The organism is Tabrizicola sp. (assembly GCF_036781545.1).
In the GTDB taxonomy this organism is placed as follows: Bacteria; Pseudomonadota; Alphaproteobacteria; order Rhodobacterales; family Rhodobacteraceae; genus Tabrizicola.
This window is the reverse complement of sequence record NZ_DAIQAT010000003.1, coordinates 60876-81131: the sequence shown is the minus strand read 5'-3', so window position 1 is coordinate 81131 and position 20256 is coordinate 60876. Positions and strand designations below refer to the sequence as shown.

Here is a 20256-nt window from a genome sequence, read left to right as displayed (position 1 = left end):
GGCGATGGCGTTCTCTCCCGTCACCGACCCTGCGGTCCGCCAGGACTTCCCGCACCACATCGCGGGCGCATGGTCTGCCCCGGAAGGGGTGGAGCGGCGCGAGGTATTCGACCCGGCCACGGGTGCTGCGCGCTGGAGCGTGCCGGAAGGTTCTGCCGCGGATGTGGACCGGGCGGTGCGGGTGGCATCGGCGGCGGCGCCGGGATGGGCGGCGACCGACCCTGACGAGAGGGCGCGTCTGCTGCGGGCGCTGGCGGCGCTGCTGCGGGAGCGGATGGGGGAACTGGCGGCGCTGGAATCCGCGATCACCGGCCGGCCGATCCGGGAGATGCGGGCGCAGATGTCGCGCATTCCCGAATGGCTGGAGTATTTCGCGGGCATCGTCCTGGGGCTGGAGGGTGGCTCGAACCAGGTGAAGGGTGGCTTCCTGACCTGGACGCGCTATCGCCCGCATGGCGTCTGCGCCCTGCTGACACCCTGGAACCATCCGATCCTGATCCTGGTGAAGAAGCTGTCGGCGGCGCTGGCGGCCGGCAATACCGTGGTGGTGAAGCCGTCGGAGCTGGCCCCGGTGACGCCGCTGCTGCTGAGCGCATGGGCCGCCGAGGCAGGGATTCCCGCCGGCGTGATCAACGTTGTCACCGGCGGGGCCGAGGCGGGCGCGGCGCTGGTCGCCCACCCCGAGGTCGCCCATATCGATCTGACCGGCGGCACGGCCACCGGGCGGCGGGTCGCCGCGGCGGCGGCCGAGCGGCTGGTGCCCTGCACGCTGGAATTGGGTGGCAAGACCCCGCTGATCGTCTACGACAGCGCCGATCTGGACGAGGCCGTCGCCGGAACCCTGTTTGCCGGCTTCGTCGCCGCCGGGCAGACCTGCGTCTCCGGCAGCCGCATCCTGGTGCAGCGCGACATCTACGACGCCTTCTGCCGCAAGCTGGCAGAGCGGGTCGAACGCCTGACCCAGGGTGATCCCGCCGATCCGGCCACCGACATCGGCCCGGTGATCTCGGCCGCGTCGCGCGACCGCTGCCTGGGCCATATCGGCAAGGCCAAGGCCGAAGGCGCAAGGCTGATCGCCGGCGGCACCCCGCGCGCCCTGCCGCCGGAGCTGGCGAGCGGCTTCTTCGTGCCGCCGACTGTCTTTGCCGACGTGGCGCCGGAGATGGCATTGTTCCGCCAGGAAGTCTTCGGCCCGGTCATCAGCCTGACCCCCTTTGACACCGAAGACGAGGCGGTGACGCTGGCCAACGATGGGCCCTTCGCACTGGGCGCCTCGGTCTGGACCCGCGACATCCTGCTGGCGCACCGGACGGTGGCGCGGCTGAAGGCTGGTGTGGTCTGGATCAACGACCATCACAAGAACGACCCGCGCTCGATCTGGGGCGGCTCGGGCGACAGCGGCTACGGCCACGAGAACGGCTGGGACGCGCTGAAAAGCTATCTGATCAAGGGATCGGTCACCCTGCGCACCGCGCAGGACTTCGGCGACTGGTTCGCGGGGGGCAAGCGTTATGGGTGACAGGACGGCGGCCATGGTCGAGGTCTCGAACCTCTCGCTGGTCTATGGCAGGGGCGAGCGCCAGGTGCAGGCGCTGGATGCCATCGACCTGACCATCCCCGGCGGCAGCCTCGTCTCGCTGATCGGCCCTTCCGGCTGCGGCAAGAGCACGCTGCTGCGGGTGCTGGGCGATCTGCTGGAACCGACCTCCGGTAAGGTGGAGATCAACGGCCGCACCCCCCGTGCCGTGCGGCTGGAACGCAAGACCGGCTTCGTATTCCAGGAGCCTGCGCTGCTGGAGTGGCGCAACATCCTGCACAACATCGCCCTGCCGCTGGAACTGCGCGGGGTGGGCCGGGCGGAACGCGAGGCGAAGGCGCAGGACCTGATCCGCCTGGTCGGGTTAGAGGGGTTCGAAACTGCCCACCCCCGCCAGCTGTCGGGCGGGATGCGGCAGCGCGCCGCCATTGCGCGCGCGCTGTCGACCAGCCCCGACATCCTTCTGCTGGACGAGCCCTTCGGCGCGCTGGACCAGATCACCCGCGACCGGCTGAACATGGAGCTGGCCCGCATTCACGAGGTGACCGGGCTGACCGTGGTGCTGGTCACCCATTCGATCCGCGAGGCGGTGCTGCTGTCGGACCGGATCGTGGTGATGACCCCGCGCCCGGGGCGCATCTCCCGGGTGGTCGACAACGACCTGCCCCGCCCGCGCAGTCTGGACAGCCGCACCCATCCGGCGTTCGAGGCGCTGGTGCGGCTGGGCAACAGCGAGCTTGAGAAAGGCTATGCCAATGGCTGACTTGGCGGCGAACACCTTGTCGAAACGCGCCTTCGACCAGGCCTGGCCCCCGACCGCGCTGCTGATCGGGCTGCTGGTGGTCTGGGAATTGGCCTGCCGGGCGCTGGACATCGCACCCTACATCCTGCCCGCGCCCTCGGCGATCTGGCTGGCGGTGACCACCAATTCCGCCGCGCTGGCTTTCCACACCGGCATCACCATGTTCGAGGCGGTGACCGGCTTCGTCATCGGCTCGGCGCTTGGCGCGCTCCTCGGCACCGGCTTCGCCTATTCGCGCTTTCTGGAACGCGGCTTCCTTCCCTTCATCATTGCCGCCAACACGATCCCGGTGGTGGCCATCGCCCCAATCATCATCATCTGGTTCGGCCATGGCATGGCCTCGAAAGTGGCGGTGACGGCCTTCCTGTCGTTCTTTCCGCTGGCGCTGAACATGATGAAGGGACTGCAAAGCTATGACCGGGTGGTGATGGATGTGTTCCACATCGCTGCCGCCACGCCCTGGCAGAGGTTCTGGAAGATGCGGCTGCCGGGCGCGCTGCCCTACGTCTTCGTCGGGCTGAAGCTGAACGTCACCTTCTCGGTGATCGGAGCCATCGTCGCCGAATTCGTGCAGGCCGACCGGGGCCTCGGCTTCGTGGTGATGACCGCCTATCGCTCGATGGCGATGCCGCGGCTCTGGGCGGCGATGCTGATCTCGGCGCTGATGGGCATCCTGTTCTTCCTGGTGATCGCCGCGCTGGAACGGCTGTTCGTACGCTGGCACGCCTCGGTCGACGAGACGCGCTGAAAAGACCCCTAAAACGATCCGGGGCGAAAACCCGGGCCTCAACCCCAACAAGGAGTGAAAGATGACCAGGACTTTTCTGAAATCCGGTTTGGCAGCCTTGCTCTTGATGACCGCATCCGGCGCCGCCATGGCCGAATCCATGCGGCTGGAATGGGTGCTGCAGGGCCAGTTCGCCGGCCCCATCGTGGCACTGGAGAAGGGCTACTACAAGGAAGCGGGGGTCGAGGACTTCCTGCTGCAACCCGCCGGTCCCGACCTGAAGCCAACCGTCATGGTGGCGACCGGCGTCGACACCTTCGGCATCGGCCATCCCAACCAGGTGATCGCTGCCCGCGCCAACGGCGTGCCGCTGGTGATGGTCAGCCAGTGGGGCCAGAAATCCGCCACCACCTACATCGCCCGCAAGGACAGCGGCATCACCTCGGTCGCCGACATGGCCGGCCATTCGGTTGGCCTGTGGTTCGGCGGCGACGAGCATGAGTTCATGGCCATGCTGAAGAAGGCCGGCGTCGATCCGGCCGAGGTGACGACGATCAGCCAGGGCTACGACATCATCGCTTGGCTGAATGGCGAATACGAGGTGATGGAGGTCACCCGCTACAACGAGCTGCTTCTCGTCTACCAGAACGGCTTCAAGCCCGAGGATCTGGTCTATCTCGACCCGGCCGAAGCGGGGGCCGAGTTGATCTCGGGCGGGCTCTTCACCACCGAGGCGCAGATCGCCGAGCATCCCGAAACCGTTCAGGCGGTGGTGAACGCCAGCCTGCGCGGCTGGAAGGAAGCCTTCGCCGATCCCGAGGCCGCTGCCGAGATCGTGGTGAAATACAACTCCGAGCTCGACAAGGACTTCCAGGTCCAACAGATCAAGCAGATGCGCGACATCGCATGTGCCGGTCCGACCCTTGAGGGGAAATTCGGCGAGACCCGGCTGGCAAGCTGGGAACTGGCACAGGAGATCCTGCTGGGCGCCGGGCTTATCGACCAGCCCATCGACCTGACGGCAGGCTACACCAACAGCTTCGTCGATGCGGCCCCGGCCGACTATCGCACCATCCTCTGCGAGTGACGCAAAGAGCGCCGCGCGCCTGCTTCGGCGCGCGGCTTTCCAATCCCGGAGGCAGACATGACCCCCATCCGCATCCGACTCCTGTGGCACAAGCAGGCGCAGTTCGCCGGCTATCTTCTGGCCGAAGAGCTGGGGCTGGCCCGTAGCAAGGGGGTGGAAATCCGTTGCGAGGGGCTGGATTTCTCTTGCAAGCACGTCGCTTCGATCCTGACTGGCGTGTCCGAGATGGCGGTGGCAAGCCCGGCGCATATCCTGGAAAGCGCGGCGCCCGAACGGTTGCGCTGGCTGATGACGGTGCAGCAGGTCAGCCCGCTGGTCTATCCGGCGCGACGGTCCTCGGGCGTGAACGTACTGGCTGATCTGGCGGGGAAAAGCGTCGGCGTCTGGCCGGGCGGCGAGGACCTGGAGTTCCGTTGGCTGCTGGCCGGCGCGGGTGTCGCGCCGGGCGCGGTGGCGCGGGTGCAGATGCCCGACACCGTGGGGCCTTTCCTGCGGGGCGAGATCGCCTCGGGCCAGATGACCTCCTACCACGAATTGCATCAGGTCGAGGCGGAGGTGCCGCCCGACGATCTGGTGGTGTTCTCGGGGCGCGATACCGGGCGATCGGTGCTGAAGGACGGGCTGGTCGCGGATGCGGCGCTGGTGGCCGAAAAGCCTGAGGCGGTGCAGGCCGTGGTCGATGCCGTGCTGGAAGGCTGGACCATCGCCTTCGACGATCCCGACCGCGCCATCGCCGCCTGCCTGCGCGCCCGCCCCGACGTGTCGCGCGAGGAACATGCCCGGCAGCTGGCCGACATCCGCGCGCTGTCGCTGACTGGCGCGACGCTAGCCGAAGGGCTCGGCTGTCCCGATCTGGCGCATGTGGCCGCCGCCGCCCGCGCCATCCGCGAGGTGGAGGGGCATGACCCCGCCACCGAAAGCGTGCTGGACGACCGCTTCTGGAAGGCCGCCCCCGCCGCCTTCCGCCGCAGGGGCTGGGCTGTCTGATGACGGACCTGCCGCACAGCGCCGATGCTGTTGTGGTCGGCGGGGGTATCCTCGGCGCGGCGACGGCGCGGGCATTGGCGCTGGCGGGGATGAAGCCGCTGCTGCTGGAGGCCCGGGCTTTCGGCGGTGCGGTCACCGGGGCCAGCCTTGCGGCCATCGGCACCCATATGCACGGGATCGAGGAATATCCACTGCTGCGCCATGCCGGGCAGCTGTGGTCCGATCTGGCCGATGCGACCGGCAACCCCTTTGAATACAATCGGCAGGGCAAGCTTTGCTACATCCTGCACCCTGAGGACAGCGCGGTCGGTGCCGACTGGGTGGCGCGGGAACGCGCGCTCGGCGCCGAGGTGGCGCTGCTCACGCCGGAAGAGGCGCGCGAGCGCGAGCCGCTGATGACCGGCCCGCTCATCGGCGCCACCTGGGCGCCCGACACCGCCACGGTGAACCCCTTCCTCGGCCTGCGCACCGTGTTGCGCCTTGCGCGTGAGGCGGGGACGATCGCTTTGGCGAATACCCCGGTGACCGGCCTTCGTATCGACGGCGGTCGCATCGCCGGGGTGGAGACATCGCGCGGCCCGGTCTCCAGCCGCCATGTTGTGCTGACCGGCGGCCCCTGGACGGCGCGGCTGGCGGCGATGGCGGGGATCGCCCTGCCGATCCGGCCGCGGCAGGCGCAATGCCTGGCCTCGATGCGCCAGCCCGCGGGCACCATCCGCCGGGTGATCTCGGCCTGCGAGCGGGCGGGCGGCGTCGACAGCGGCTATACCCAGATCCAGCAGGCCGCCTCGGGCCAGGTGCTGTTCAACACTGTCACCGCCCCCTTCGACCCGCCCGAAGGCGCGCAGGACCATATCCACGAGGTCCCGCCCGGCTTCGTGCTGGAAAGCATCGAGACGCTGCTGATGCTGTTCCCCTCGCTGGCGGCACAGCCGCTGCTGCGGTCTTGGGTGCGGTTCGAGGGGGTGACACCGGATTCCCGCTTCCTGGCCGGAAGCTTGCCGCTGCCCGGCCTGCATGTCGCCGCTGGGGACAACGGCTCCGGCTATTGCCGGGCGCTGATGCTGGCCGAACATCTGGCCGCCGCCGTCACCGGCACCGGCGGATTGCCCGCCGATCTTGCCATCCGGGCCTCTCGCCTCTACGCGCCGATGCGCTTCGCGGAGAGGGAGGCGGCATGAGCGCGGAGACCGTCCTGATCCGGGTGAATGGCCGCGAGGTCAGCGTGCCCCTTGGCCAACCGCTGGCGCAGGTGCTGAGCGCGGCGGACCCCGCCATGCGGCTCAGCCCGAGGGACCGGGCGCCGCGGGGGATGTTCTGCGGCATGGGCCTGTGTTTCGAGTGCATGGTCGAGGTGGACGGCCTCCGCCGCCGCTCGTGCCTGACGCCAGTCAGCGCCGGGATGGTGGTGCGGACGAGGGAGGGTGCGGCATGACCATGGCGGCGCACCTGCTGTCCTGCGATGTCGCGGTGATCGGCTCGGGGCCCGCGGGCCTTGCGGCGGCGAAGGAGGCCGCGGCGGCTGGGGCAGACGTGCTGTGCCTCGACCTCTACGACCGGCCCGGCGGGCAATATGCCATGCAGCCCGGCGATCCTTCCGGCCCGCTGGCCGCCAGCGAGGCGGCGCGGCTGGGGCGCGACCTTGCCGATGCGGCAAAGGCTGCGGGTGTGCGCCTTGTCCCCCGTGCCGAGCTGTTCTGGGCTGCGCCGGAGGGCGAGGGTTTCCTGCTCTACGCCGCACTGGACGGCGGTACCGGGGCGCTGGCGATCCGGGCGCGGACCGTGGTGGTGGCCGCGGGGGCGATGGAACGGCCGCTGCCCTTCCCGGGCTGGACGCTGCCGGGGGTGATCGGTGCGGGCGCGGCGCAACGCCTGGTGAAAAGCGGCGGCGCGCTGCCCTTCGGCGGCAAGGTGGTGCTGGCGGGGACCGGAGCTTTCCTGATGGCTGTGGCCTCGACCTTCGCCAAGGCGGGCCGGCGCATCGACCATTTCGTTGAACGGCAGCCCCTGCGCCCGCTGTCCTCGCTGGCGGTGCTGGCCCCCTGGCCCTCACGCTGGAGTGCCACGGCGGGGCTGCTGGCTGACCTGCGCCGGACCGGCGCGCAACGGCACCACGGCCATGTCGTCACCCGCGCCCTTGGCCGCGAAAGGCTGGAGGCGGTGGAGATCGCCCCGGTCGATGCCCTCGGCCGGCCCGACCTGTCGCGCGCCAAGCGGATCGACGGCGTGGGCGCGTTGTGCATCGGCTACGGCTTCCAGCCGGTGATCGACGCGACCACCGCGCTTGGCGCCGACCATGCCCATGACCCGGCACTCGGCGGCTGGCATTGCCTCGCCCGGCCGGACAGCGGCGAGACCTCGCGCCCCGGGCTTTACGCGGCGGGCGAGACCTGCGGCCTCGGCGGGATGCGCCCGGCGTTGGTCTCCGGCCGCATCGCCGGGCTGTCGGCGGCGGCGCGGGTCGGTGGGTGGACACCGGACCCCGGCCTGATGCGCCGCCTTGCTACCGAACTGGCGAAGGCGCGGCGCTTCGCGGCGGCGCTGGCTGCGCATTGGCCCGCACCCGAGGCCCCGCCGGTGGCGCTGCCCGAAACGGAAGTGATCTGCCGCTGCGAGGATGTGCGGTTGTCCGACATCCGCGCAGCGGTTCAGGCAGGCGCAGCCGAGACTTTCGCGGTGAAGATGTGGACCCGTGCCGGCATGGGCCCCTGCCAGGGCCGGGTCTGCGGCGCGGCGCTGGTTGCGGCGTTGGCTGAGGCGGGCGTCCCGCCGGGGCAGGCAGGATACAACCGCGCCCACATGCCGCTGCGGCCGGTACCAATGAACGCCGTCCATGCGGCGCTGGCCCTGACCGCCCGTCCCGATATGCCCGGCACCGGCCCGGCCTGACCTTGCGAGGAGAACCCGATGTCGCAGCAAACCCTTTCCGGCCCCAACCTCCGCAACCGCTACTTCGACAGCCTCTGCGCCGAGAAGGGGCTGATCTGGATGGGCCAGAACACCAACCACATCCCCGCCCATCCAGCGGTGGAGGAGGCGATGGTCGCCTCGATCCGGGCGGGCGAGTTCAACGCCTATGCCCCGCCCCTGGGCTTCGAGAGCCTGCGCGCGGCCATCGTCGCCGACCTGGCTGTGCCGGGCGAGGCCATGGTGACCGAAGGCGGCGTCAACGCGCTGGCCATGGCGGTGCGCGCGCGCTGCAAGCCGGGTACCACCTTCGTCACCACCGATCCCACCTGGAAATGGCCGGGCCTGATGGCGGCGCAGATGGGGGCCGAGGTCATCGAAGTGCCGATCTGGGACCCCGCCACCCATTACCGGCTGACGCCCGACCAGCTGGCGGCCTCGGTCGATGATCGCACCGCGCTGATCTACATCGTCGACCCGAACAACCCGCTGGGCATCTCCTATACCCGCGACGAGATCGCCGCCTTCTGCGAGATCGCCCGCGGCGTGGGCGCGCTGCTGATCCACGACTGCACCTATCGCGACTTCGCCGAGGACCATACGCCTGCGCTGCGGATCGACCCGGAGAACGCGGTCTGCTCCACCAGCTTCTCGAAATGGCTGGGGCTTGCCGGGATGCGGATCGGCGCCTTGGTGGTGCCGCCGAAGCTGGTCGAGGAATTCGCTCCCTTCTCGGCCTCGATCCTCGGCGCCAGCGTGGTGGCGCAACGTGGGGCCGAGGCGGGGCTGCGGGTCAAGCCGGAATGGATGGCCGAGGTGCGCCGCATCAATCGCGCCAACCAGGAGATGATACGCCAGGCGGTCGAAGCCACGCCGGGCCTGTCGATGGTGGTCTGGCCGAGCCAGGCCAACTTCCTCTGCATCGACACCAGCGCCTCGGACATCCGCCCCGAGGCGCTGGTCGAGGCCTATCGCCTGCGCGGGGTGATGATCCGCCAAGGCACCTATCATACCAAACGCTTCGGCGACCGTTTCATCAAGGTCTCCACCACCGTGCCAGAGGACTGGGTCCGCCGCTTCGTCGCGCAGCTGCCCGAGGCGATGGAGGCCGCGCGCGGGCTGAACGACGTGGCGGCGCAGTTCTGAAAGGGGGCAGGGATGGCCGAGGGATATGTCACCGCGCAGGACGGAACGCGGCTCTGGTATGAGGAGGCGGGCGAGGGGCTGCCGATCCTGTTCCTCCACGAATTCGGCGGCAACCATGCTGCCTGGGAGCCGCAGATGCGCCGCTTCGCCCGGCGCTACCGCTGCATCACCTATGCCGCGCGAGGCTATGCGCCCTCGGACATCCCGGACGATGTGTCCGCCTATTCGCAGCGCAACGCGGTCGCGGATGCGCTGGCGGTGCTGGATGGGCTGGGGATCGGCAAGGCCCACATCGTCGGCCTGTCGATGGGCGGGTTCGCCGCCGCGCATTTCGGCCTGATCGCGCCGGAGCGGGCGCTGTCGCTGTGCATCGCCGGGGCGGGCTATGGCGCTGAAAAGGAATACGAGGACTATTTCCGCGGCGTCTCGCTGTCGGTGGCCGAGAATTTTGAGACGAAGGGGGCGAAGGAGTTCTCGAAGATCTACGCGCTCGGGGCCAGCCGGGTGCAGTTCCAGAACAAGGACCCCCGCGGTTGGGCGGAATTCGCCGCCCGGCTGGCCACCCATTCCGACCGCGGCGCGGCGCTGACCATGCGCGGGGTGCAGGCGATGCGCCCCTCGCTCTACGACCTGCGCGAGGACTTCGCGGCGATGCAGGTGCCGACGCTGGTGATGGTGGGCGACGAGGACGACCATTGCCTGCAACCCGGCATCTTCTTGAAGAAGACCATCCCGGCCTGCGGCCTGGCGGTGCTGCCGAAGACCGGCCACACGCTGAACCTGGAGGAGCCGGAGCTCTTCAACCAGCTCTTGGCCGAGTTCTTGGCCCAGGTCGAGGCCGGGGCCTGGCGCCCGCGCGACCCCCGCGCCAACCCGGGCCAGATCATGCGCACGGAATGAGCGGGACGGTCGGCATAGATGCAGGGCGGCTGTGGTCCCGGCTGATGGAGTTGGGAGAGGTCGGCGCGATCCCGGGCGGCGGGGTGGACCGTCAGGCGCTGAGTGAGGGCGAACATCTGGCCTGGGCCAAGATGATCGGCTGGGCTGAGGCCGCCGGGATGGAGGCCGCGACCGATGCCGCCGCCAACCTGTTCCTGACCCTGCCGGGCCGCGACCGCGGCCTTGCCCCAGTGCTGGCGGGCAGCCATCTGGACAGCCAGCCCACCGGCGGCCGCTTCGATGGCGCCTTCGGGGTGATGGCGGCTCTGGAGGTGGCGGCCAGCCTTGCCGCCAGCCCGCTGCCTCGGGCAAGGGACTTCACTGTCGTCGCCTGGATGAACGAGGAGGGCAGCCGGTTCGCGCCGGGCATGATGGGTTCCGCCGTGTTCGCCGGACAGCGCGACCTTGCCGAGGTCCGGGCCGCGCGGGATGCTGACGGGCGAACCGCCGGGGCCGAAATCGACCGCCTGCACCGTGCCTTTCCCGGGCTTCCCCTACGCCCGGCTTTCCGCCCTTGGGCCTGTTTAGAGCCGCATATCGAACAGGGGCCGCGGCTGGAGCGTGAGGGCGCTGTGATCGGTGTGGTCTCCGGTATCGACGGCAAGGTGACCTGCGAGGTCACGCTGACCGGCCAGCGCGACCATGCCGGGACCCAGCCGATGGCTGACCGCCGCGATGCGGTGATGGCCTTCGCCCGGGTGGCGCTGCACCTGCAGCAGGAGGTCGGACTGGCCGAGCCGGAGACCCGCTTCACCATCGGCCGGGTCGAGGTCAGCCCCAACGCGCCCTCGGTGATTGCCGGCGAGGTGCGCTTCCGCATCGACCTGAGGCATCCCGATGGAGCGGTGCTGCAAAGGCTGGCGGCGCAGATCGCCCCGCTGGCCGCCGAGGCCGCGCTGCCCTGCGCTGCCTCGGTGCAAGTGCTGGTCGATGCGCCGCCCAACGGTTTCGATCCGGCGCTGCGGCGGGCCATCGCGGCTTCTGCGGCGCGGCGTGGGTTGCTGGCGCTGGGGATGGCCTCGGCCGCCGGACATGACGCGCGGCATCTGGCACCGCTTTGCCCCACGGCGATGATCTTCATCCCCTGCCGCGGCGGCATCAGCCATGATCCGGCGGAATGGGCCGAGCCCGCCCATGTCGCCGCCGGAGCGCAGGTTCTGGCCGATGTGGTGGCACTGCTGCTGGCGGAGGAGGGGGCATGACTCGCGTTGCCCTGGTTTCGCATTGCCTGCTGAACCAGAACGCCAAGGTAGCCGAATATGCGATCTGCCCCGGCGCGGTACCCTGGGTGCTGGAGGAACTGAAGGCCGCGCACTACTTGCCCCAGCAGATGCCCTGCCCCGAGATGACCTTCCTCGGCGCCGGGCGCTGGTGGCAGGTGCGCGAGCAATACGATACCCCGGGCTATCGCCGCCATTGTCGCCATGTCGCCGCCAGCGTCGCGGCGGTTCTGAAGCACAACCTTCGGCAGGGCTGCGAGGATCTGGTGCTGCTCGGCGTCGACGGCAGCCCCTCCAGCGGCATCGGCATCACCGATTCAGGCCCGGCCTGGGGCGGCCGACCCGAGGCGCGCGAGATGGCGCTGGTCCATGGCAAGGGTGTCTGGATCGGCGTGCTGGAAGAGGTGCTGGCCGAGGAGGGCCTGCCCGCTCCGCGCAGCATCGGCATCGGCACCGAATTGCCCGACTACGACGAGGCCGCCGCGCGTGCTGCCTTCCGGCGCTTTCTGGCAGGGGGGCGGTGATGGAGCCCGGGGATTGCCGCAGCCGCCGCATCCTGGTGGTGGAGGATCTGGACGATCCCCGGCTGGTAGCCCTATCCGGGCCGGTGGGATATGGCCTGATCCAGACCCCGCCCGGCGACATGGCCCCGGATGCGGCAGTTGCGGCCCTGATCCTGGTCGCCGACCAGATCGAGGATTTCCACCACCACGGCTATATCGTCCAGTTGTTCGACAGCGCAGCCTGCTGGTCCGGTGCGCTCGCACAATTTCTTGCCAGGCGAGGCATCAAGCTTCCCGAAATTTTTCCTGAAACAGGGGATGTCAGAGGCCCCCTTTAAGCGGAAATGGCCACCGCAGCGGCTCGGATGCGGTCAGTCGGCCCCGAAGAGCGGCTGCTGCTCGGTCCAGCCCATAGGAAGATCGTTGCGGACGATCTGGGCCACTGAGAGGGTGGCAGGTCGACAGCCCTCGAGGATCGCGGCCTGGAGATCTGGGCAAGGAAGGCGAGCCCGATCTGGGTCCGGATATAGGGTTCCAACCGCCCCGTGCCGCGGGCGATGCTGGTGAGAGATGTCCCCGTTCGCAAGGCCTGCGCCCAGATATGCGCCTCGGCGAGGGGTGATCCGATCCGCCAGCGCCATCGCGACGATGAAGGCCTGCCGCCCCGCTCGCATCTCCGGTTCAGCCAAGATGGCATCCCCGGAAAGCCGTTCTGACGGCACTAAAATACGGCAGTCGCGGCAGGGCCGTATAGCTGCAGCGGTCAGCCGGAGCGATGCGAGGCCCTTGATCAGGATACTTCGCTGCTTCTGCCAAACCTTGGCCTGAGCACGCCCGATGCGATGTGCCAATGCGCGTGCTCACCTGGGCGCTTTCTGCAGCAAAAGATCAACAAGCGCCGCATTTCGCCGGACCAAAGCCTTTCCGCTCTGGGTGAAAATCTCGACGTTGGCAATCTGGTGTTCGATGCGGGATATGAGCGCGTCATCCACTTTGACCCGTTCGACCGTGTCCAGAATATCGTCTCGATAGCGGTGGTAACTCCGCAGCGCCGAGGCCAGTCCGCGGGTCCCGGCGCTGAACGCGGCCAGCGCGAAGGGGCCATAAATCGCCCATCGGAGGCCGAGTCCGTTCACCACGGCGGCGTCGACCTCCTCCACCGTTGCCACGCCGTTCTGGACGAGGCTCAGCGCCTCTTGCAGCACCAAGGCTTGGATCCGGTTGCAGATGAACCCCGGCACATCCCGGCGCAGCACGATGACCGTCTTGCCGAGCGCTTCATAAAACGCGGCCGCGGCGGCAACCGTTTCCGGCCGGGTCTGCGCGCCGGCCACGATCTCCACCAGCGGGATCAGATGCGCGGGCGCGAAAGGATGGCCAACCAGACAGCGGCCGGGATGTTGGCAGCCCGCCTGCAGATCGCTCATCCCCAGACCGGAGGTGCTGGAGGAGATGATCGCCGCTGCGGGCGCCATCGCATCAATCCGAAGGATCAGGGCCTGCTTCTCCTCAAAGGCCTCCGGCCCGTTTTCCTGAATGAAATCAGCATCCCGAACCGCAGCGGCCAGATCGGGCGACAGGTGCAGCCGCGCCCGCCAGTCGCCCGGATCATGGCCAAGCCGTGCCAGCTCGGCCAATTCCTCCTCGATGCCGGACAAGGCTTGTGAAAGAACGGCCGGATTGATGTCCGTCGCGTGGACTTCATGACCATGCGCCAGAAAGAGTGACGCCCAGTTCACCCCGATCTGGCCCAACCCGACACAGGCGATCTTTTTTCGGGTCACCTAAGCACCTTCTGGTCGTAAAGATCGAAGGTGCCGGTGAGGGTCAGGATGCTGGCGCCCAGCATCTCGACCATGGGCAGGTCCGCCAACCCGTTCACCACGCGGAACTGGGTCGGCATGTCTTCCCAGTGCGGACGGTGGAAGGCGAAGCCGCCCCGCGCCGTCGCTGCGGACTTCACACGAGCATCGGCAGCGGGCGGAGTCAGGGTGACGCAGGCCACATCCGCCTCGCCCCATTGGCCGGTGCGGGGAAAGTATTTGTAATGCAGCAGATTGCCACCTGTATCCGGCCCAGGGTCTGCCGGTTTCGTTGCAGGATCAACCTCCGTCACGTCCTCGAAGACCGCTTCAAGAAACCGGAAGCCGCCCCAGCTTGCCTCGCAATGCACCTTGCCGCCCGAGCGCCGGGGGGCGGCGATGTCGCAGAATATCTTCGACACCCCCAGTTCCTCGCGCCCTGTCAGGATCGGGTCGGCCATGTTTTCCCACAGTACCAGCGACAGCGAACCGACTGCGGTGTCTTTTGCCCCTCGGAACCGCACCGGAATCCGGGCGCCCAGAATGTTATAGCCCCGTCCCGCCAGCCAGGGCAGGTTGTGCAGATAGCCGAAGCTGAGCGTCACGACCGGATCGTCCAGCAGCGCGAAACCCGGCGGGACGATCTTGTCCAGCGCCGCCGCATCGGAACGGAAGAACAGATTGAAGGCCTCGAACTCATGGCTGGACCAGTCGAAGCGTTGGCCGTCAGGTCCCTGACGCGGGCTTTGCGACGGGCCGAAGTGGGTGGGCATCCGGTAGATGGCACCGGGCTGGAAGGTATAGGGCAAAGGCAGGCTCCTTTTAGTGTTTGCGCGACGTCAGGACACAAGCCGCGCGAGGGAGATGCGGCTGCGGCGCATCATCAGCAGGGCGGCGAAGGCCATGCCGACGGTCAGCAGGCTGAGCGAGGTGCTGAGCGCCGCGATTGTCGGCTTCAGCTCGTATTTCAGTTCCCCCATGATGGTCAGCGGCACCGTCCGCACTCCGCTGCCGACGAACAGGGCCAGCACCAGTTCGTCGAAACTGCTGACGAAGCAGAGCAGCGCCGAGGCGGTCATGCTGGGGAAGATGTTCGGGAACAGGATGGTGCGGAACACCGTTGCCCGGCTTGCGCCAAGGGAAAAGGCGGCGGCCTCGATCCTCGGATCGACCGAGGCGATGCCCAGCCCGCAGATCACGAAGACGAAGGGCATGACATAGATCACATGGGCGATGACCACGGCGGCCATGGTGCCGCTGAGATGCAGACGCGCCAGCAGCAGATACTGCGCCGCCGCCAGCGCCACGACCGGCAGCACCATAGGGCTGATGGCCAGTGCGCCGATGATGTTGCGACCGGGGAATTCCATCCGCTGCACGGCATAGGCGGCAGGCACACCCAGCGCCAAAGCTGCCATCGTGGAGATCAGCGCAATCGTCACCGAATTGCCGACCGCCGTGCGCCATTGGGGATCGCGCAGGATCTCGGCATACCAGCGCAGGGAAAGCCCACCGATCGGCATGCCAAAGCTCTCGCCCGCCGAGAGGGAGACGGCAAGCACCACGAACACGGGCGCCAGCACGAAGACCAGCATCACGAGGCCGATGGCCGTCAGTCCGGTATCGGCAAGCCAATCCTTCCTCATGCTGATTTCCTTCCGAAACGGGTTGACGAGAGGCTGCGCGCAAGCAGGATCGAAGCCATGAACACCACGAGCAGAATGACCGTCAGCGCAGCGCCGGTTCCCCATTCCCCGCGGCGGTGGATCAGTAGCTCGATCAGGTTCGGCGCCAGCAGCACCCGGCCGCCGCCAAGGATCGACGGGGTGATGTAGAACCCGGTCGCCACCGCGAAGATCATGACGGCGGTGGACAGCGTTGCCGGCATGACCAGCGGCAGGAAGACCTGCCGGAAGGCAGTGAAGCTCGTCGCCCCCAGACTGTGTGCCGCCTGGATCAACCTCTGGTCCACTTTGTGAAAGGCGGCCAGCAAAGGCAGGCAGGCCATCGGGAAAAGCGCGTTCGAGGTGCCGAGCACCACCGCAAAGGGGTTGTAGATCAGCGACAGCGGCGCCTCGGTCAGTCCCGCCGCCATGAGAAGGTTGTTCAGCAGGCCGTTGAATCCCAGAACCGGAATCCAGCTCAGCGCGCGCAGCAGGTAGGAGATGAAGAACGGCATCACGATGGCGGCCACCACGATGACCTTCACCTTCGCCGAAAGCCGCAGCACCCAGAGCGAGAAGAGAAAAGCCAGCAGTGTCGTCACGATGGCCACGATCAGCCCCAGAAGAAGCGTCCGGGCGATCACCATCAGAAAGACCGGCGTGGTCAGAACCGCGCCATAATTGGCCGTGGGCGTTTCGCCCCCGATAAAGCTGAAGGCAAGGATGCCGAGCATCGGCAGGACAAGCGCTATGAACAGGAACAGTGCAAGCGGGGCGGCAAGTGCGACGCCCACGCTGCTGTTCGCCATTGCGTCGCCCGCAGGAGACAGGCGTTGTGCCATGAAAGCGTCCCGATCAGAGGGCTGCGCGGAACGCGGTCCAGCGCGCGTCGATTTCGGCGCGATGCGCGGCCCACCATTGCGAATCGATCAGGACCTGCTTTTTCAGATTCTGCGCCGAGGAGGGCAGAAGCCGCCGCTGGTCATCGGTCAGGAGCGCATCCAGACCAAGGCTCGGTCCCGAATAGGCGACGGTCTCGATTGCCACCAGCTCGTTTTGCGGAACCGTCATCTCATGCAGGAAAGCCATGACGGCCGCCTTGGTTTCCGCGTCTATGCCTTTGGTGACGGCGAAGTAGTTCAGCACGGTCAGACCCTGATTGTAGGTCATGCCTACATCGGGAAGATAGGCGACGCGGCCGGAATAGATCAGCGCATACTCGACCTCGCCCGTGGTCAGAAGCTGCGCGGCCTGCGAACCGCTGTCCCACCAGATCTGCACCTTGCCCTTGTTCTTTTCGAGGAAGGCGAAGGCGCGGTCCACATCCAGAGGATAGAGCTGATCTTGCGGCACCCCATCGGCAAGCAGCGCGACTTCCAGTTGCGAATAGGCGTCATAGGCCATCATCGCTCGGCGGCCGGGGTACTTGTCGGTGTCGAAGAAGTCGGCCCAGGTCTCGATCGGTGTTGCGTCCTTGGCCCAGGCCATCACGAAGGAGAAGTAGTGGCGTCCGATGGCCTGCGGATGCCGGGCCGCGTCGGTGATCGGCTCGGGATTGATCGCGTCCCAGTCCAGTTCCTCGAAGAGTTCCGGGCTGGACAGCACATCGGCAAGTTCGACATCCCAGATATGCCGATCGATCTGCCCCGATTGCAGCATGGCACGCAGTTCCCCGGTCGAGGATTCCACACCCACCAGACGCACCGGCACGCCGGTCTTTTCGGTGAAGGGCCGCACATAGGCTTTTTCCAGGGCCTCGCCCGTCAGGCCGCCCGATTGGGCGATCACGATTTCGGCCACTCCGGCCAGTGCGGGCCGCACCAGCAGCGGGGAAACCGCTCCCGCCAGCGCGGTCGCCCCCACGGTCGTCAACAGTCGTCTGCGAGTGAGCATCATGGCAATCTCCTTGGTTGACTTATGATTGTGTAATTGTATACATTCACACAATACGGATCTGTCAAGCGGGTCCGTTGGCGGGCGGAGAAGAAAAAAACGGGAGGAAGAATGGCGGTGATCAGGGTTGAATCCTTGCGAGACCGGCCCGCATGGGTGCCGGTTCTGGCCCTGTGGGCCTATTACGAATGGTCGATCCCCATGCGGCGCGGATGGGAAGCGACGGTTGATCGCTATCGCCCAACTGATGACCTCCTGCCCGTGACTTTCGTGGCCAGCCTTGACGGCGCCCCGGCGGGCATGGCCTCGCTCCGCACCACCGACAGCCATGATTTCCTTCCGGGTGTCAGCCCGTGGATCTGCAATGTCTATGTGGCCCCCGGCGCGCGCGGACAGGGTGTGGCGGCACGCCTCTGTGAAAGCCTGATCGACGCGGCGCACCGCATGGGCTTTGCCGATCTGCATCTGGCCGCCGGCATGAAGAGCGGCTCGCTCTACCATCGCCTCGGCTTCACCAATGTGGCCGAGGTCGAATATTTCGGGCCCCGCCATGTGCTGCGTCTTGATCTGACGGCCCCGCAGGAAAGAAGCAAATGACCGGACACCTGCCCCATCTCATCGGCGGGCAGCCGGTCTTTCCCTCCGGCCTCGCCAGCAGACGCATCACCAACCCCGCCACCGAGGCACCGCTCGGGAGCTTCTACATCGCTACGCCCGCCGTGGTTGACGCCGCCGTCTCCGCCGCGCGGATGGCATTGCCATGCTGGATGGCCCTGTCGCCGGGCGATCGCGCCGGGATGCTGCGCGCCTGCGCCGAAAGCCTTGCCGCCAATGCCGAGGATCACGCCCACCGGATCACGCAAGAAAACGGCAAGCCACTGACCGAAGCGCGCGGCGAAGTGCAGGGCGCTCTGGAGGAAATCCATGGTCTCATCGGGCTTTCCCTGCATCTGCGAAGCGGCAAGCAGATGAGCCGCGCCGGCGATCTGTCCTTCCAGCAGGTCAGTCCGCGCGGCGTCGTCGCCTGTATCACGCCGTGGAACTATCCCTTCCTGACCCCGCTCGTTTCGGTTTTCGCAGCCCTTGTGACCGGCAATACGGTCGTGCTGAAACCATCCGAGAAATCGCCGAACAGTGTCTTGGCCCCGATCCTTTCCGTCGCGGGGCATCTCCCTGCGGGGGTGCTGAACGTGGTGCTCGGCGACGGAGGCATGACAGGCGCGGCCCTGGTCGAGGATGCGCGCGTCGATTTCGTCCTCTTCGTCGGCAGCACCCGTGCGGGCGCGCAGATCGCCCTTGCCAATGCCCGCAACCTGCGTCCCGCCGCGATGGAGCTTGGCGGTAAGGACTGTTTCATCGTCGACGCCGGTGCAGATCTGGATCAGGCCGTCGCGGCCGCCTGCCACAGCGCCTTCTACAACGCAGGACAGATCTGCACCTCGGCCGAAAGGTTCCTCGTCCATAGCGATATCCATGCGGAGTTCAGCCGCCGTCTGGCGGTGGCCGCCGCACAGATCGCGCTGGGGGACGGCATGGCCCTCGGCACCCGGATGGGACCGCTGATCGACCGGGGCCAGCGCGATCTTGTCGCCGCGCATGTCGAGGATGCGCTGCAGTCCGGCGCCCGCCTTCTGACCGGCGGGCAGATCCCGGACGGGCCGGGTTTCTTCTATCCGCCCACCGTTCTCACCGATGTTTCCGCGACAAGCCGTCTCTGGCGCGAGGAAACCTTCGGCCCCGTCGCCCCGATCCTCGAAGTCCCGGATTTCGAGACTGCGCTGCGGGTTGCCGATGACAGCGATTACGGGCTGGGCGCGGTTCTCTTCACCCAGAACGCCGCCCATGCCCTGCGCGCCATCGAAGTGCTCGATGTGGGCATCCTCAAGATCAACACGCCCATCGGCGTCGGCAGCGGCACCACATGGGAGCCCCGCCGCAAAAGCGGCTTTGGTCCCGGCAACGGGCAGGAATTGCTGCAAGCCCTGCTGCGCCAGAAGTCCGTCACCTGGAGAGCTCTGAATGACCACTAAACTGCTGATCGACTCGGTTTCCAAACTTTACGGCGCCCAATACGCGGTCCGCGATTTCTCGCTCTCCGTCGCGGAAGGGGAATTCGTCTCGCTCCTCGGACCCAGCGGTTCGGGCAAGTCCACGGTGCTGAGCATGATCGCCGGGCTGAACCGGCCGAGCGCGGGCCGCATCCTGATCGACGGAACCGATGTCACCAACCTGCCGGCCAACAGGCGCAACATCGGGCTGGTCTTCCAGAACTATGCCCTCTTTCCGCATCAGACCGTGGCGCGCAACGTGGCCTTCCCGCTGAAGGTCCGCAGCCTGCCGGAAGTCGAGATTGCGGAGCGGGTGGCCGAAGCCCTCCGCAAGGTGCGGCTCGAACCATTCGCCGAGCGCTATCCGGATGAGTTGTCCGGCGGCCAGCAACAGCGTGCCGCCCTTGCGCGGGCCATCGTCTTCGAACCCGATCTTCTGCTGCTGGACGAGCCTCTCGGCGCTCTGGACCGCCGCCTGCGCGAATCCCTGCGCCATGAGCTGCGGTCCCTGCAACGGCAGACCGGGATCACCACGATCATGGTGACGCATGATCAGGAAGAGGCGCTGAGCATGTCCGACACCATCGTCGTGATGTCCGGCGGGCGCGCCGAACAATGCGCCGCACCGGAAGAGCTTTACATGCGGCCGCAAAGCCGCTTCGTTGCCGAATTCATCGGATCTGCCAATGTCGTTCCGGGTGATGCCCTTGCGCCCGGCGATCCCGCGGCGCTCTTTGCCATCCGGCCCGAAGCCGTCCGCTTTCATTCGGCACCGGCGTCCGAAGGCGCCCTGACTGGCACCGTCAATGCCACCGAGTATTGCGGGAACTACTACCGTCTCTATCTCTCAGTCGATAAGGTCGGCGAGATGACAAGCCACTTGCAACTGGCACATCCGCCGTCGCTGGGGTCGCAAGGATATGTTTCCTGGTCACAGGCCGACATGCATCCCCTGCGCCATCCCGCCTGACGGCTGACGGGCTGCTGTTGATGG

21 protein-coding genes are annotated in these 20256 nt (G+C 67.4%); 16 read left to right on the top strand and 5 right to left on the bottom strand.

From position 1 onward, the window contains the following. Window positions 1-4 precede the first annotated feature (4 nt). From V7Q39_RS01570 to V7Q39_RS01510, 13 genes are all read left to right on the top strand, one after another. Window positions 5-1519, top strand: coding sequence for an aldehyde dehydrogenase family protein (locus V7Q39_RS01570; RefSeq protein WP_333814489.1), 1515 nt, complete (start codon window positions 5-7; stop codon window positions 1517-1519). After that, window positions 1512-2300, top strand: a complete 789-nt coding sequence (locus V7Q39_RS01565; protein WP_333814488.1) for an ABC transporter ATP-binding protein — start codon at window positions 1512-1514, stop codon at window positions 2298-2300. The genes V7Q39_RS01570 and V7Q39_RS01565 overlap by 8 nt, the downstream gene beginning before the upstream one ends. Next, window positions 2293-3087, top strand: a complete 795-nt coding sequence (locus V7Q39_RS01560) for an ABC transporter permease (protein WP_333814487.1) — start codon at window positions 2293-2295, stop codon at window positions 3085-3087. The genes V7Q39_RS01565 and V7Q39_RS01560 overlap by 8 nt, the downstream gene beginning before the upstream one ends. A gap of 61 nt (window positions 3088-3148) precedes the next feature. Beyond that, a complete protein-coding gene (locus tag V7Q39_RS01555) occupies window positions 3149-4153 on the top strand; it encodes an ABC transporter substrate-binding protein (RefSeq protein ID WP_333814486.1) in 1005 nt (334 codons plus the stop codon). Between the two features lie 57 nt (window positions 4154-4210). Continuing rightward, window positions 4211-5140: an ABC transporter substrate-binding protein gene (locus V7Q39_RS01550; RefSeq protein ID WP_333814485.1), complete on the top strand. Its 930-nt coding sequence runs from the start codon at window positions 4211-4213 to the stop codon at window positions 5138-5140. Further along, window positions 5140-6321, top strand: coding sequence for an NAD(P)/FAD-dependent oxidoreductase (locus V7Q39_RS01545; protein WP_333814484.1), 1182 nt, complete (start codon window positions 5140-5142; stop codon window positions 6319-6321). Before V7Q39_RS01550 ends, V7Q39_RS01545 begins: the two co-directional genes overlap by 1 nt. Further along, complete coding sequence (locus V7Q39_RS01540; RefSeq protein ID WP_333814483.1) at window positions 6318-6575, top strand: (2Fe-2S)-binding protein; 258 nt, start codon at window positions 6318-6320, stop codon at window positions 6573-6575. The genes V7Q39_RS01545 and V7Q39_RS01540 overlap by 4 nt, the downstream gene beginning before the upstream one ends. Further along, window positions 6572-8029: an NAD(P)/FAD-dependent oxidoreductase gene (locus V7Q39_RS01535; protein WP_333814481.1), complete on the top strand. Its 1458-nt coding sequence runs from the start codon at window positions 6572-6574 to the stop codon at window positions 8027-8029. Before V7Q39_RS01540 ends, V7Q39_RS01535 begins: the two co-directional genes overlap by 4 nt. Window positions 8030-8047: 18 nt before the next feature. After that, complete coding sequence (locus V7Q39_RS01530) at window positions 8048-9193, top strand: pyridoxal phosphate-dependent aminotransferase (RefSeq protein ID WP_333814480.1); 1146 nt, start codon at window positions 8048-8050, stop codon at window positions 9191-9193. Window positions 9194-9205: 12 nt separating this feature from the next. After that, window positions 9206-10093: an alpha/beta fold hydrolase gene (locus V7Q39_RS01525; protein ID WP_333814479.1), complete on the top strand. Its 888-nt coding sequence runs from the start codon at window positions 9206-9208 to the stop codon at window positions 10091-10093. Further along, entirely contained in the window at window positions 10090-11334 is a 1245-nt protein-coding gene (locus V7Q39_RS01520; protein ID WP_333814478.1) for a hydantoinase/carbamoylase family amidase, read from the top strand. Before V7Q39_RS01525 ends, V7Q39_RS01520 begins: the two co-directional genes overlap by 4 nt. Next, on the top strand, window positions 11331-11876 hold the full coding sequence (locus tag V7Q39_RS01515) for a hypothetical protein (protein ID WP_333814476.1): 546 nt from the start codon (window positions 11331-11333) through the stop codon (window positions 11874-11876). The genes V7Q39_RS01520 and V7Q39_RS01515 overlap by 4 nt, the downstream gene beginning before the upstream one ends. Next, window positions 11876-12193: a hypothetical protein gene (locus V7Q39_RS01510; protein WP_333814474.1), complete on the top strand. Its 318-nt coding sequence runs from the start codon at window positions 11876-11878 to the stop codon at window positions 12191-12193. The genes V7Q39_RS01515 and V7Q39_RS01510 overlap by 1 nt, the downstream gene beginning before the upstream one ends. Window positions 12194-12715: 522 nt before the next feature. Here the strand turns inward: V7Q39_RS01510 and V7Q39_RS01505 are convergent. From V7Q39_RS01505 to V7Q39_RS01485, 5 genes are read right to left on the bottom strand one after another with little or no spacing between them, the layout of a single operon-like run. Then, entirely contained in the window at window positions 12716-13639 is a 924-nt protein-coding gene (locus tag V7Q39_RS01505) for a 3-hydroxyacyl-CoA dehydrogenase NAD-binding domain-containing protein (RefSeq protein WP_333814473.1), read from the bottom strand. Next, entirely contained in the window at window positions 13636-14466 is an 831-nt protein-coding gene (locus V7Q39_RS01500; protein ID WP_333814472.1) for an acetoacetate decarboxylase family protein, read from the bottom strand. Before V7Q39_RS01500 ends, V7Q39_RS01505 begins: the two co-directional genes overlap by 4 nt. A gap of 30 nt (window positions 14467-14496) precedes the next feature. Further along, window positions 14497-15303, bottom strand: a complete 807-nt coding sequence (locus V7Q39_RS01495; RefSeq protein WP_333814471.1) for an ABC transporter permease — start codon at window positions 15301-15303, stop codon at window positions 14497-14499. Further along, on the bottom strand, window positions 15300-16163 hold the full coding sequence (locus tag V7Q39_RS01490; protein WP_333814470.1) for an ABC transporter permease: 864 nt from the start codon (window positions 16161-16163) through the stop codon (window positions 15300-15302). The genes V7Q39_RS01495 and V7Q39_RS01490 overlap by 4 nt, the downstream gene beginning before the upstream one ends. Before the next feature lie 13 nt (window positions 16164-16176). Next, a complete protein-coding gene (locus V7Q39_RS01485) occupies window positions 16177-17217 on the bottom strand; it encodes an extracellular solute-binding protein (RefSeq protein WP_333814469.1) in 1041 nt (346 codons plus the stop codon). A gap of 108 nt (window positions 17218-17325) precedes the next feature. Between V7Q39_RS01485 and V7Q39_RS01480 the strand changes: the two genes are divergently transcribed. The 3 genes from V7Q39_RS01480 to V7Q39_RS01470 are packed head-to-tail and all read left to right on the top strand — an operon-like array spanning window position 17326 to window position 20232. Beyond that, entirely contained in the window at window positions 17326-17811 is a 486-nt protein-coding gene (locus V7Q39_RS01480; protein WP_333814467.1) for a GNAT family N-acetyltransferase, read from the top strand. Continuing rightward, window positions 17808-19244 (top strand): aldehyde dehydrogenase family protein, encoded by a 1437-nt coding sequence (locus V7Q39_RS01475; protein WP_333814465.1) that lies wholly within the window; start codon window positions 17808-17810, stop codon window positions 19242-19244. The genes V7Q39_RS01480 and V7Q39_RS01475 overlap by 4 nt, the downstream gene beginning before the upstream one ends. After that, the gene (locus V7Q39_RS01470) at window positions 19234-20232 is read left to right on the top strand and encodes an ABC transporter ATP-binding protein (protein WP_333814464.1); all 999 of its coding nucleotides are present in this window, start codon (window positions 19234-19236) and stop codon (window positions 20230-20232) included. The genes V7Q39_RS01475 and V7Q39_RS01470 overlap by 11 nt, the downstream gene beginning before the upstream one ends. The last annotated feature ends 24 nt before the right edge of the window (window positions 20233-20256 follow it).